The organism is Brevundimonas subvibrioides ATCC 15264 (assembly GCF_000144605.1).
Taxonomy (GTDB): domain Bacteria; phylum Pseudomonadota; class Alphaproteobacteria; order Caulobacterales; family Caulobacteraceae; genus Brevundimonas; species Brevundimonas subvibrioides.
On the sequence record NC_014375.1, the window covers coordinates 367,034 to 380,034 of the forward strand.

At 68.6% G+C, this 13,001-nt stretch carries 13 protein-coding genes; 7 read left to right on the top strand and 6 right to left on the bottom strand.

Features of this window, described 5'->3' with window-relative positions; translation table 11 throughout:
- Positions 1–177 precede the first annotated feature (177 nt).
- Entirely contained in the window at positions 178–573 is a 396-nt protein-coding gene (locus BRESU_RS01900) for an NtrZ family periplasmic regulatory protein (RefSeq protein WP_013267796.1), read from the top strand.
- On the opposite strand, the gene BRESU_RS01905 is transcribed toward BRESU_RS01900, so the two are convergent.
- Positions 570–1,220, bottom strand: coding sequence for a thiamine phosphate synthase (locus BRESU_RS01905; protein WP_013267797.1), 651 nt, complete (start codon positions 1,218–1,220; stop codon positions 570–572). The genes BRESU_RS01900 and BRESU_RS01905 overlap by 4 nt on opposite strands.
- Before the next feature lie 10 nt (positions 1,221–1,230).
- Here BRESU_RS01905 and BRESU_RS01910 point away from each other — a divergent pair, with 10 nt between their 5' ends.
- Genes BRESU_RS01910 through BRESU_RS01920 form a run of 3 tightly spaced genes read left to right on the top strand, consistent with a single transcriptional unit; the run spans position 1,231 to position 4,002 of the window.
- On the top strand, positions 1,231–1,944 hold the full coding sequence (locus BRESU_RS01910) for a YggS family pyridoxal phosphate-dependent enzyme (RefSeq protein ID WP_013267798.1): 714 nt from the start codon (positions 1,231–1,233) through the stop codon (positions 1,942–1,944).
- Between the two features lie 60 nt (positions 1,945–2,004).
- The gene (locus BRESU_RS01915; RefSeq protein WP_013267799.1) at positions 2,005–2,691 is read left to right on the top strand and encodes a response regulator transcription factor; all 687 of its coding nucleotides are present in this window, start codon (positions 2,005–2,007) and stop codon (positions 2,689–2,691) included.
- A 57-nt stretch (positions 2,692–2,748) separates the two neighbouring features.
- A complete protein-coding gene (locus BRESU_RS01920; protein ID WP_013267800.1) occupies positions 2,749–4,002 on the top strand; it encodes a UbiH/UbiF/VisC/COQ6 family ubiquinone biosynthesis hydroxylase in 1,254 nt (417 codons plus the stop codon).
- 45 nt (positions 4,003–4,047) lie between these two features.
- On the opposite strand, the gene BRESU_RS01925 is transcribed toward BRESU_RS01920, so the two are convergent.
- Positions 4,048–4,428 (bottom strand): hypothetical protein, encoded by a 381-nt coding sequence (locus BRESU_RS01925; protein WP_013267801.1) that lies wholly within the window; start codon positions 4,426–4,428, stop codon positions 4,048–4,050.
- Between the two features lie 369 nt (positions 4,429–4,797).
- Between BRESU_RS01925 and dnaK the strand changes: the two genes are divergently transcribed.
- From dnaK to dapB, 3 genes are all read left to right on the top strand, one after another.
- On the top strand, positions 4,798–6,699 hold the full coding sequence (dnaK, locus tag BRESU_RS01930; protein ID WP_013267802.1) for a molecular chaperone DnaK: 1,902 nt from the start codon (positions 4,798–4,800) through the stop codon (positions 6,697–6,699).
- 162 nt (positions 6,700–6,861) lie between these two features.
- Positions 6,862–8,037 (top strand): molecular chaperone DnaJ, encoded by a 1,176-nt coding sequence (gene dnaJ / locus BRESU_RS01935; protein ID WP_013267803.1) that lies wholly within the window; start codon positions 6,862–6,864, stop codon positions 8,035–8,037.
- A 10-nt stretch (positions 8,038–8,047) separates the two neighbouring features.
- Positions 8,048–8,797 (top strand): 4-hydroxy-tetrahydrodipicolinate reductase, encoded by a 750-nt coding sequence (dapB, locus tag BRESU_RS01940; protein WP_013267804.1) that lies wholly within the window; start codon positions 8,048–8,050, stop codon positions 8,795–8,797.
- 118 nt (positions 8,798–8,915) lie between these two features.
- Here the strand turns inward: dapB and trmB are convergent, their stop codons facing one another.
- From trmB to BRESU_RS01960, 4 genes are all read right to left on the bottom strand, one after another.
- Positions 8,916–9,635, bottom strand: a complete 720-nt coding sequence (trmB, locus tag BRESU_RS01945; protein ID WP_013267805.1) for a tRNA (guanosine(46)-N7)-methyltransferase TrmB — start codon at positions 9,633–9,635, stop codon at positions 8,916–8,918.
- Between the two features lie 79 nt (positions 9,636–9,714).
- Positions 9,715–10,074 carry a hypothetical protein gene (locus BRESU_RS01950; protein ID WP_013267806.1) on the bottom strand — a complete coding sequence of 120 codons (360 nt, stop codon included), beginning with the start codon at positions 10,072–10,074 and terminating at the stop codon, positions 9,715–9,717.
- A 177-nt stretch (positions 10,075–10,251) separates the two neighbouring features.
- On the bottom strand, positions 10,252–11,451 hold the full coding sequence (gene metK, locus BRESU_RS01955; protein WP_013267807.1) for a methionine adenosyltransferase: 1,200 nt from the start codon (positions 11,449–11,451) through the stop codon (positions 10,252–10,254).
- Between the two features lie 95 nt (positions 11,452–11,546).
- The gene (locus BRESU_RS01960) at positions 11,547–12,314 is read right to left on the bottom strand and encodes a carbonic anhydrase (protein ID WP_013267808.1); all 768 of its coding nucleotides are present in this window, start codon (positions 12,312–12,314) and stop codon (positions 11,547–11,549) included.
- Positions 12,315–13,001 lie beyond the last annotated feature (687 nt).

The window sequence follows — 13,001 nt, forward strand, 5'->3', positions numbered from 1 at the left end:
GACGCATTCCCGTGACGCTTGCGCCACAGGCCACCCCCAGAGTCGCAGGAACCGGGTCCGTTCGACCGGGTTCCGTTGACCGGGCGGACCACCGGTGTCTAATCGGAGCGTTCACGGCAAAAATGCCGGTTCAGGAAACAGGATCCGGCGACGAAACGCCGGATCGAAGGGTTGGAAATGCGGCTGCGTGTCGTCATCGCCGGGGTTATCGCGCTCGCCGCCGTTTCGGGCCTGGCGAGCGAAGCGTCTGCGCAATCGCGTTCGCGCGCGCCCGCCGTCAGCCTGTCGGAAGCCAGTGCCGCCCGTAACAGCGTCGCGCCGGCCGCGCCGCGTCGGGGTCTCCGCTGGAACTCGAACGGCCGCTGGGGTCTGGATTTCAACCTGAACCAGCCCGTCGGGCGTGAAACCCGTTGGGGCGATGTGGAGGCGGGGGCCTACTACCGCCTGTCGCCGTCCGTGCGCGTCGGCGCAGCCGCCGGTCTGGCACCCGCCGAACAGGATCCCGCCCGTGCGCCGGAAACCGATCGTCGCGCCCAGCCGCGGGTCCGGCTCGAGACGCTGTTCCGCTTCTAGTCCGCGAAGGCGTCGGCGATCCCGGAAACGGCCGCCACGCCCGCTGCCCCCGTATCCAGCAGCTCCGCCACATTGCCGGCCGTCACGCCGCCGAGCGCGATGACGGTCCGCACCCTCGCCGCCTGTGACAGGGCTTCGAGCCCGAGCGCGGCCCTGGCCGACGACGCGCCGCCCGCCGGATAGATCGGGGACAGGACCACGGCGTCCAGATCGCGGGCCGTCCGCGCGGCCTCGACCGAATGGACCGCACCGGTCAGGATCCAGTCGGGCCGACGGCCGGACAGGGCATAGGCGGCCGACAGGGCCCGCTCGGGCAGGTGCAGTCCGTCCGCCCCCACGGCCTCGGCCAGGGCGCCGTCCATGCCGATCAGGAGCGAGATCCCCCGCGCGGCCGTTATCGCCCGGAGCCGATCCGCAGTGTCTCGCGCGTCGGCCGCGCCGAATGCCCGATAGACGATCCCCGAGCCCTGCGGCATCCGCGCGGCGGTCTCCCACGGTCGCGGTGTCCGGACGGGGTCGGTGAAGAACAGCAGCGGCGGCACCCGCGACGGGGCGCCCCCCCTGACAGCCGCAGCGGCACGGGCTAAGGCCTGCGCATTGGCCCACAGTCGGGCCGCGGCCTCTCCCATCATCACCGGTTCGCTCATGTCCGCCTCTATGCCCGCTTCCGCCTCCGCGTCCAGCGACCTGGACTTCGCCGGGCGGCTGGCTGTGGTCCGGTCGCGGATCCTGGGCGCGGCGAAGGCGGCAGGCCGCGATCCAGCCTCGGTCACCCTGACCGCCGTCTCCAAGACGCAGCCGCCGGAGGCCATCGACGCGGCCCTGTCGGCCGGGCTCCGGGTGTTCGGCGAGAACCGGGTGCAGGAGGCGCAGGGACGCTGGCTGGACCGGCGCGCCGGCCTTCCCGATCTGGAACTGCGGTTGATCGGGCCGCTGCAGTCCAACAAGGCCGAGGACGCCGTGGCCCTGTTCGACGTCATCGAGACGCTGGACCGCGAAAAGCTGGTCGGTGCCCTGGCCTCGGCCGCGGCCAAGGTCGGACGGTCGCCGCGCCTTCTGGTCCAGGTCAATACCGGCGAGGAACCCCAGAAAGCCGGGGTGGCCCCCCGCGACGCCGACGCCTTGATCGCCCTGGCGCGGGCGCAGGGTCTGACCGTCGAGGGACTGATGGCCATCCCCCCGGCCGACGAGGAGCCGATCCTGCATTTCGCCCTGCTGGCCCGGATCGCCGAGCGGAACGGGCTGGGCGTCCTGTCGATGGGGATGAGCGGGGATTACGAGGCCGCGATCCGGCTGGGGTCGACCCATGTGCGGGTCGGATCGGCGCTGTTCGGGGAACGAAACCCCATCCCTGCGCCCTCTAGTCTCTGATTCTGGACCAATTTCCGGCACCGCCTTGGCGTTTGCCTCAAGCCTCGCCATTCTAGACAGATGCCCACAGCCAAGACCCTGCTCATCATCGACGACGACGACGACCTTCGCGAGGCCCTGGCGGAACAGCTGGCGCTGCACGAGGAGTTCAAGACCGTCCAGGCCTCGACCGCCACCGAAGGCGTGCGCCTGGGTCGCGAAATCCGCGCCGATCTGATCCTGCTGGACGTGGATCTGCCCGACATGGACGGGCGCGAGGCCTGTCGCCTGCTGCGCAAGGACGGCGTCTCCACCCCCGTCATCATGCTGACGGCCCAAGACTCGGATGCCGACACGGTGCTGGGCCTGGATTCGGGGGCCAATGACTATGTCACCAAGCCCTTCCGCTTCGCCGTCCTGCTGGCCCGGATCCGCGCCCATCTGCGCAGCCACGAACAGTCCGAGGACGCGGTCTTCCAGATCGGGCCCTATGAGTTTCGACCGGCGGGCAAGGTCCTGCTGGACGCCAAGGGCAAGAAGGTTCGCCTGACCGAGAAAGAGACCAATATCCTCAAATACCTCTATCGCTCGGGCACCAAGGCGGTGTCGCGCGAGGAGCTGCTGACCGAGGTCTGGGGCTACAACGCCGGGGTCACGACCCACACGCTGGAGACCCACATCTATCGCCTGCGCCAGAAGATCGAGCCGGAGCCGGGTCAGGCGCGGCTGTTGCTGACGGACGCGGGCGGCTACCGGCTTCAGCCGTAACACCGTGCGACCCCTCCGACACTGGACGGACCGGCCGGACGGGACGACAAGACGGCCATGAGCGGACCCCATACGCACGACGTCATCATCGCAGGCGCGGGACTGGCCGGGGCGACCTTCGCCCTGGCGGCGGCCCAGGGCGGGCTGAAGGTCGCGCTGATCGATCCCCAGCCGTTCCCGGCCCAGCTGGCCCCCACCTTCGACGGGCGCTCCACGGCGATCGCCTGGTCCACCTTCCGGATGCTGGACGTGCTGGGGCTCGGCGAGCGGCTCCGGCCTCACGCCTGCCGGATGGACCACATCCTCGTCACCGACGGGCGCAGGCCGGGCGCGGCGTCGAAAGCCGCCTCGCCCGCCTTCCTGCGCTTCGACGCCGAGGAGGTCGGGGATGAGACGGGCGGCGAACCCCTCGGATACATGGTCGAGAACCGCCGCATCCGCGCGGCGCTCGCCGAACTGCTGTCGGGGTCGGACATCGAGCTGATGGCTCCGGCCTCGGTGGTGGCCGTCGAGGCCTCGCCGTCGAAGGCCACGGTGACCCTCGTCGACGGCACGGTCCTGACGGCGCCGCTGGTGATCGGGGCCGAGGGGCGGGGATCGCTGGTGCGCGCGTCGGCCGGGATCGAGACGGTCGGCTGGCCCTATGGCCAGTCGGGGGTCGTCGCGACCGTCCGGCTGGACCACGACCATGGCAATGTCGCCCACGAATACTTCCTGCCGCAAGGCCCTTTCGCCATCCTGCCGCTGACGGACCGGAGGGCCAGCCTGGTCTGGACCGAGACGACGCGCGCGGCCGAGGCCCTGCGCGACGCGTCGGACGAGGCCTTCCAGTCGCACCTGATGCGCCGCTTCGGCGATTTTCTGGGAACGGCGACGCCCGAGGGCCCGCGGTTCGTCTATCCGCTGGCGCTGGAGCTGGCCACGCGCCTGACCGGGCCGAGGGTCGCCCTGATCGGGGATGCGGCCCACGGGGTGCACCCGGTGGCGGGCCAGGGGCTGAACATGGGGCTGAAGGACGCCGCGGCCCTGGCCCAGGTCATGATCGAGGCCATGCGGCTGGGCGAGGACATCGGTTCGGAGACGGTGCTGGACCGCTATGCCCGCTGGCGGCGGTTCGACATCATGGCTTTGGCGGCGGGCTTCGACGCCTTCGTGCGACTGTTCTCGAACGACGTCGCGCCGGTCCGGCTGGCGCGCGATCTGGGCATGGCGGCGGTCAACCGGATCGCTCCCCTGCGTCGGGCCTTCATGGGGGAGGCCGGCGGCGCCACCGGGGACCTGCCGCGGCTGCTGCGAGGCGAGCCGGTCTAGCCGGGTGCCATCGCTCGCGACGCCGTCTCCGGCGGCTCGAGCGCGTCAGCGCGTGAAATAGTAGTCGGCCACCTGGCAGACGTTGATGCCGTTCCGTCGCAGGGCCTCGCCATTGTCGAACTCGGCCCGGAAATCATAGCGGCAGGCCCCCGAGCCGTTATCCGCCGTCACGACCATGCTGTCGCCGGGCGCCAGGGTGCCGGAGCCCAGCAGGTCTGTGCCCCAGTCGTCCGTGCCGGCGCTGGCGGCGTAGAAATAGGTCATCGTCCAGCCGGTCTGGTTGTGGACCCGGATGTCGCGATTGTAGCTGTCCTGAGACTGCGTCATGACGGGGCGGGCCAGGGTCCGCGACACACGCTCGGCACCGGCGCTGGCGTCGGCCGTCATGCCAAGCGCAAGGAGCGCGCCCGTCAGCAGGGTGGCCATCAGGTTCGCCCTTCGCGTCGCTGACGGTGATGTCTGGGGCATGAGGGCGTCCTGAACGTCGATCGACGGGACGTTGAGCCCACGATCGGTCGCAATGTGCCGATCCTGCGAGCCGATTGCACCTGATACGACCTGACTCCGCGATCACATCTGGATGATTCGCATCAAGCCCTTGCGGGGCATGGCGACTTTCCCATATCCCGACCAGCCCGAGAGACCCTGCTCATCGTGAGGTTTCGCGGGACGAGAACCCAACCTGCCGTGCGCGCCCTCAGCGAACGCGGCGCAAACAAAACGGGGGCGGTCACGCGCGGCGCTTGGCTCTAAAAGGCCGCCGCATCGCCCGCCAGACGGAGAGACATAAGGCTCATGGCCAAGATTATCGGTATCGACCTCGGCACCACGAACTCGTGCGTGGCCGTCATGGACGGCAAGAACCCCAAGGTCATCGAGAACGCCGAGGGCAACCGCACCACCCCGTCGGTGGTCGCGATCCAGGACGGCGGCGACACCCTGGTGGGTCAGCCCGCCCGTCGTCAGGCGGTGACCAACCCCGCCAACACCTTCTTCGCCATCAAGCGCCTGATCGGCCGCAACTTCGACGATCCCGTCGTGGCGAAGGACAAGGGCATGGTGCCCTACGAGATCGTCAAGGGTCCGAACGGCGACGCCTGGGTGCGCGCCAACGGCAAGGACTATTCCCCCCAGCAGATCTCGGCCTTCACCCTGATCAAGATGAAGGAGGCCGCGGAGGCCTATCTGGGCGAGAAGGTCACCCAGGCCGTCATCACGGTTCCCGCCTACTTCAACGACAGCCAGCGTCAGGCGACCAAGGACGCCGGCAAGATCGCCGGCCTCGAAGTCCTGCGCATCATCAACGAGCCGACCGCGGCCGCCCTGGCCTATGGCCTCGACAAGAACGACGGTCAGAAGATCGCCGTCTATGACCTCGGTGGCGGGACCTTCGACGTCTCGATCCTGGAGATCGGCGACGGCGTGTTCGAGGTGAAGTCGACCAACGGCGATACCTTCCTCGGCGGCGAGGACTTCGACGTGCGTCTGGCCGACTATCTGGCCGACGAGTTCAAGAAGGAACAGGGCGTCGACCTGCGCCAGGACAAGCTGGCCCTGCAGCGCCTGCGCGAGGAGGCCGAGAAGGCCAAGAAGGAGCTCAGCTCCACGACCCAGTACGAGGTCAATCTGCCGTTCATCACCATGAACGCCTCGGGCCCGCTGCACCTGAACATCAAGCTGTCGCGCGCCAAGCTGGAAGCCCTGGTCGACGACCTGATCCAGCGCACGATCGAGCCCTGCGCCAAGGCGCTGAAGGACGCGGGCCTGAAGGCCTCGGACATCGACGAAGTGGTGCTGGTCGGCGGCATGACCCGCATGCCCAAGGTGCAGGAGGCCGTGAAGGCCTTCTTCGGCAAGGAGCCGCACAAGGGCGTGAACCCCGATGAGGTCGTGGCTCTGGGCGCCGCTGTTCAGGCCGGCGTGCTGCAGGGCGACGTCAAGGACGTGCTGCTGCTGGACGTGACCCCGCTGACCCTCGGCATCGAAACCCTGGGCGGCGTCTTCACCCCGCTGATCGAGCGCAACACGACCATCCCGACCAAGAAGAGCCAGGTGTTCTCGACCGCCGACGACAACCAGTCGGCCGTGACCATCCGGGTCTTCCAGGGCGAGCGCCCGATGGCCGCCGACAACAAGATGCTGGGTCAGTTCGACCTGATGGGCATTCCGCCCTCGCCGCGCGGCATGCCGCAGATCGAGGTGGCCTTCGACATCGACGCCAACGGCATCGTCAACGTCTCGGCCAAGGACAAGGCGACCAACAAGGAACAGTCGATCCGCATCCAGGCGAACGGCGGCCTGTCGGACGCCGACATCGACAAGATGGTCAAGGAAGCCGAGGCCAACGCCACGGCCGACAAGGCCCGCAAGGAACTGGTCGAGGCCCAGAACGCGGCCGACAGCCTGATCCACTCGACCGAGAAGGCCCTGGCCGAACACGGCGACAAGGTCGGCGCGGACGAGAAGACGGCGATCGAGACCGGCCTGACCGAGCTGAAGGCGGCCCGCGACGGCACCGATCCGGAAGACATCCGGACCAAGACCAACACCCTGGTCCAGGCTTCGATGAAGCTGGGCGAGGCCATGTACGCCCAGAACGCCGCCTCCGGCGGTGACGACGCGCCCGCCGATGACGGCGTGGTCGATGCAGAGTTCGAGGAAGTCTCGGGCGACGACGACCAGAAGAAGAGCGCCTAAACGCTATGGTCCCTCCCCGTCATGCGGGGAGGGACCGTGGCTTTCATGAAACTTGCATCGCCGAACCCGCCACCCATGTCTGTCATGGGTCGCCATTCCGCTTGCGCCTCCTGAAAAGAGACGTGATCGGAATGTCGGGGGTTGGCTTGAGGACATCTGCGCATGGCGCGTGATTATTACGAGGTGCTGTCGGTCGAGCGGACCATCGACGCCGCCGGCCTGAAGTCGGCCTATCGCAAGCTGGCGATGGAGCACCATCCCGACCGGAACGGTGGCTCGGAAGAGTCCATGGCCAGGTTCAAGGAGATCTCCGAGGCCTATACGGTCCTGTCCGACGACCAGAAGCGCGCCGCCTACGACCGGTTCGGCCATGCGGGCGTGAACGGCGGCGGTGGCGGGGGCCAGCAGGGCTTCCACGACGTCAACGACATCTTTTCCCAGGTCTTCGGCGACGCCTTCGGCGACGTCTTCGGCGGGCGCCGCCAGTCGAACGGACCGCGACGCGGCTCGGACCTGCGCTACGACCTCGAGATCACGCTCGAGCAGGCCTATCAGGGGGCCGAGGTCGAGATCGCCGTGCCCACGACCGCCACCTGCGAGACCTGCGAGGGCTCCGGGGCCAAGCCGGGCACCAAGCCCCGGACCTGCACCACCTGCGGCGGTGCGGGCCGCGTGCGACAGGCCAACGGCTTCTTCCAGGTCGAGCGAACCTGCCCGGGCTGCGGCGGATCCGGCCAGAACGTGGACCCTTGCGCCACCTGCCACGGCCACGGACAGGTCCGGAAGACCCGCAATCTTTCGCTGAAGGTGCCGGCCGGCGTCGACGACGGCTCGCGGATCCGCCTGTCGGGCGAGGGCGATGCCGGCACGCGCGGCGGACCGCGCGGTGACCTGTACGTCTTCCTGTCGGTGACGCCCCACGATCTTTTCGAGCGGGACAATCTGGACCTTCTGGTCACCGTGCCCGTCCCGATGACGGTCGCCGCCCTCGGCGGCGAGATCGAGGCCCCCTGCCTGGTGTCCGAGGCCTGCGACGGCCAGTGCCGGGCCCCCGTCTCCGTTCCCGCCGGCGCCCAGACCGGCAAGACGGTCCGGATCCGGGGCAAGGGCATGCCGCACCTCAACGGTCGCCAGCGCGGCGATCTGGTGGTCGAGCTGTTCGTCGAGACCCCGACCGATCTGACCCCGCGTCAGAAGGAATTGATGCAGGAATTGGCCGCCTCGTTCGGCGATAGCCAGAACCCCAGGAACTCGAGCTTCGCCGGCAAGGCCAAGCGCTTCTGGGCCGATATCCTGGGGGCGGAGGACGCCAAGGCGTCTCGCGAGAACGCCCAGTGAGGGCGGTCGGTTGAGCGAGCTGTTTCACGTCGGGATCTCGGGTGCGCGCGGCAAGATGGGCCGCGCCGTCGACACGGTGCTGGATGCCCGCAGCGACGTCATGGTCGCGGCGCGGTTCGACTGGGGCGAGACGCCGGACCTGTCGCGGTGCGACGTGGTCATCGACTTTTCCACCGCCGAGGCCTCCGTGGCCCTCGCCACGGCCTGCGCTGCCGCCGGGGGTCCGGCGCTGGTCATCGGATCGACCGGGTTCTCTCCGGAACAGGAGGCGGTCCTGGCCGGCGCGGCGGACACGATCGCCATCGTCCGCAGCGGCAATTTCTCGCTCGGCGTCAACATCCTGATCGGTCTGGTCGAGCATGCGGCCCTGAGGCTCGATGCCCGCGACTGGGACATCGAGATCACCGAGGCCCATCATCGCCGCAAGGTCGACTCGCCGTCCGGCACGGCCCTGATGCTGGGCGAGGCCGCCGCGAACGGCCGCGGTCATGACCTGACCGATCTGCGCAGCCCACCCTATGACGGGGTCGCCGAGCCGCGCGAGACCGGAAAGATCGGCTTCTCCTCGATCCGCGCGGGCGGCATCGTCGGCGAGCACACGGTGCTGTTCGCCTCGGAGGACGAGGTCCTGACGCTCAGCCATTCCGCCATCGACCGGTCCCTGTTCGCCAAGGGCGCGGTCGCCGCCGCCGCCTGGGTGCGGACGCGCCGGCCGGGGCTGTACGACATGCAGGACGTGCTGGGCTTCCGGCAGGCGTAGCATGGGGGCGCTACCGCTCGCGACGCGGTCGCCCGCTGCTTGAGCGTGGTCGGCGATGGGCGCTGGCGCTAACGCTCGGCTCGCGGAGCCTCCCTGCTTGAGCGCGGTTCGTCGTGCCTCAGGCCTTTTCGAATTCCAGGAAGATCGGATCGGTGTCGCCGAGACGTTTTTCCTCGTAGCGGGTCACGACATGGTCGGCGGGGGCGTCGCGCCAGTCGGCCGCCGCATCGGCCCGCCACGTCAGGCCGGGCGTGGCCAGGAACCGCTCCAGCGCCCAGCCCGCATAGTCCTTCCAGTCGGTGACGAACCGAAGGCGTCCGCCGGGCTTCAGCACCCGTGCCAATTCATGTGCGAAGGCCGGCTGGATCAGGCGGCGCTTGTTGTGGCGCGCCTTGTGCCACGGGTCCGGGAACAGGATCATGACCCGGTCCAGGGAGGCGTCCGGCAGGGCCTCGACCACCGCGCGGGCGTCGTCGTCGTGCAGGCGGACGTTCTTCAGATCGCCCTCTTCCACATGACGCAGGGCGGAGGCCACCCCGTTGATGAAGGGCTCGCAGCCGATCATCAGGGCGTGCGGATGCGCCGCCGCCTGGGCGGCCAGGTGTTCGCCGCCGCCGAAGCCGATCTCGAGCCAGGCCTCGGTCGCCTCCGGCATCAGGTCGGCCACGTCGATGGGGCCGGCCGACGGGTCGGGCAGGCGGATCAGGGGCATCAGGGTGTCGAACAGGGCCGCCTGTCGCGGCTTGACCGCGCGCGACTTGATGCGCCCGAATGAGCGCAGGGGCGCATCGGGGCTTCGGGGGACGGACTGTTCAGATCGGGGGCGCGAGGCGGGCATCGGGGCTGTCTAGAGCCTGATCGTGCCGGAAAGAAGAGCAACCCGGCCCTGTCGCGCGACAGGACCGGGTCGTGGGGTATCAGTAGGCGCGGATGCCGTCGTCATCCACGGCCACGCCGTCGATGCCGCAATAGTTGAGGACGTCGGCGAACTCCGAACCGTCGGACAGGGTCACGGCGGTCGGATACTCGCACTCATCCTCGTTCGGGTTAAACGTCATATAGATTTCGTCGCCGGGCGCGATCACCTGGGTGGGGATCAAGTCTTCCGACCAGTCGTCATCGTACTGCGACACCAGTTTGAAGGTCAGAATCGTCGAGGACGAGTTGTTGTAGAGGGTGAAGGTGTAGTCGTCCTCGTCACCGTCCTGGGCCATGGCCGAGCCGCCGGCGGCGAGCATCATCAGGGCGCAGACAGCCGCGCCGATCATCTTTTTCATCGTCGAATTCCCCAGACCGAACGGAGATCGTCCGGATCAGCCGCACAAAGGCGCTGACAGCGACGTTCCGTCAAGCGTTCCGGCCCCATAGATCCGCCCGTGTCAGGAACCGTCATCGCCCGGTGGGACGGGCTCCCGGCCCCGCGCGATCGCGCGCAGGGGCTGGGATCGCGAGCGTCAGGCCAGGGCCTTCAGCTGATCGACCAGATCGGTCTTTTCCCAGCTGAAGCCGCCGTCGGCATCCGGCGTGCGGCCGAAGTGGCCATAGGCGGCGGTGCGGGCGTAGATCGGCTTGTTCAGGCCCAGGTGTTCGCGGATCGCGCGCGGCGTGGCCCCGCCGATCAGGCCCAGGATCTTGTCTTCCAAGACCGCCTCGGTGACCGCGCCCTTGCCGGTGCCGTGCAGGTCGACGTGGATCGACTGGGGCTTGGCCACGCCGATGGCGTAGGAGATCTGGATGGTGCAGCGGTCGGCCAGACCGGCGGCGACGACGTTCTTGGCCAGGTAGCGGCAGGCATAGGCGGCCGAACGGTCGACCTTGGTCGGGTCCTTGCCCGAGAAGGCGCCGCCGCCGTGAGGGGCCGCGCCGCCGTAGGTGTCGACGATGATCTTGCGGCCGGTCACGCCCGCGTCGCCGTCGGGTCCGCCGATCTCGAAGATGCCGGTCGGGTTGATGTGCCAGACGGTGTTCTCGTCCGTGAAGCCTTCCGGCAGGACGGCCAGGATGTGCGGCTTGACGATCTCGGCGACCTGTTCGGACGACAGGCCGGCGGCGTGCTGGGTCGACAGGACGATGGAGGTCGCGCGGACCGGCTTGCCGTCCTCGTACTGGATGGTGACCTGCGACTTGGCGTCGGGCTCCAGGCGCGTGTCGCCGCCATGGCGAACCTCGGCCAGACGCTTCAGGATGTTGTGGCTGTACTGCAGGGTGGCCGGCATGAGTTCCGGCGTCTCGTTGGAGGCGTAGCCGAACATGATGCCCTGGTCGCCCGCACCCTCGTCCTTGTTGCCGGCGGCGTCGACGCCCACGGCGATGTCGGCCGACTGGCCGTGCAGGCGGTTGATGAACTCGAACTTGTCCCAGTGGAAGCCGGCCTGTTCATAGCCGATGTCCTTGACCGCGGCGCGCACGGCGGCCTCGATCTCGTCCTGGACGCCCGGGGCCCACGCGCCCGCCGTGTCCATGATGCCGTTGCCGCGGATTTCCCCGGCCAGCACCACGAGGTTCGTGGTGGTCAGCGTCTCGCAGGCCACGCGGGCGTAGGGGTCCTTGGACAGGAACAGGTCGACGACGGTGTCCGAGATGCGGTCTGCGACCTTGTCGGGGTGGCCCTCGGAGACGCTTTCCGAGGTGAACAGGAAGGAAGAACGGGACAAGGCGATGCTCCGGGCAGCCCGCGACGGGCAGGGGTTGGCGGGAGACATATAAAGATATGCTTATATGATCAAGGGACGCGTTGCGCGACCGGCGTTCAGGGGGCAGACCGCAGCAGGAACCTCCGGTTCAGCGGCTGCAGCGGGCGGGTGTTACCGGGATGCAGACGGGCGAAGGCCTCGATCTGGGTGTCGGAGGCGGTGATCGGTTCGGCCAGGATCGCCCAGTCGACGGTCTCGCTGCAGGGCGGGGTCGTGAGGGAGCCCTCGTAGCGGAAGAATTCGCGGCCCTGCGGCAGGAGGGCGGTCATGTCCAGAGTGGGTCGCGCTGCGTCCGGCGCGGCTTGGACGGATTCGAGGACGGACTGCAGAACCGGATTGGCGGCTCCGGGTTCGGCGAAGACGCCGACGACGGCCAGGGTCCCGTCCGGTGCCGTGTGCACGAAATGGATCTCCAGCGGATAGCGATGGCCGTTCAGCAGATGCTCGCTCGGCTGGTGGACGTGAAACTGCAACAGCGCATAGCCCCGCCCGCCCATGGTCAGGTTGGACCCCGGCGTGGCCTCGACCTGGATGGCGTGGCCGGTGTCGAAAACGCGGGCCGAAAGGGTCCGCCACTGCAGGTCCAGCACGCCCAGGTCTGCGCTGATCGCACCGGCCAGGTCGATCGGGCTTTCCTGCTGTCCGGTCGAACAGGTGGCATAGGCGGCGTCGATACGGCTCCAGTAGTCGGGCCCGCTCGGGCCGTCGTAGCTCCATGTCGGGCCATGGGCGGCCGGCGCTGACCCCTGTGGCCCGGCGTGCCCCTGCGCCGCGGCATGACCGGATACGGCGAGCAAGCCCGCCAGCATGATGTGAAGCCGCATGATGAGTTCCCCTGTTCGGAAGACCGTACAGGGCTGCGGCCGGTGTGGTGAGATAGGTGGTGCCGCTTAGGTGAGGCGAATGCCTGACGCCCGCATCTACGAAATCCGGCGAAGCCGACCGCCCAACCAAGCGCCGGCATGGGATTGCGGGGCACGGATCGCTTTACGGATCGGAAAGCCCATCCTCCTCCCACACCCGCCGATGGGGCGTGACGAGCCAAGGCGTCGTTCTCGGCACGGCCAATCCTGCCATTGCGACGGTAGCCCAGGCCTATACCCACACCTTCACGGCCAGGGGCGTGACGGCACAATACAGCTTCGCCGTGACCTCGAGTGCGCTGCTGCAGGGCTCACCCTGTCATCGTCGGGAACGCTGTCGGGCACCCCGACCCAGGGTGGCATGTCCAGCGGCTTCACCGACGGCCAGAGCCTCCACGGCCTGCGCATCAGGATGAGCAAGCCCTTCTGAGGCCGACCCGCCAACAGGGGTCGCGCCACGGCGCGGCCGCTGTTCCACCCAATGGATCGCCGTCAGGCAACGAGCGCCGGAAACCAGTCCCGGATGAGCCGCGTGCGACCCGGCAGATCTGACAGCCGCCCGCGTGCCTGCCTGTGAAAGGTGCGCCTGCGATCCCGTTTCGGTTCGCGAGCGGACCGGCGTTTGCGCCGTGGGCCGTCCTCTGGAAG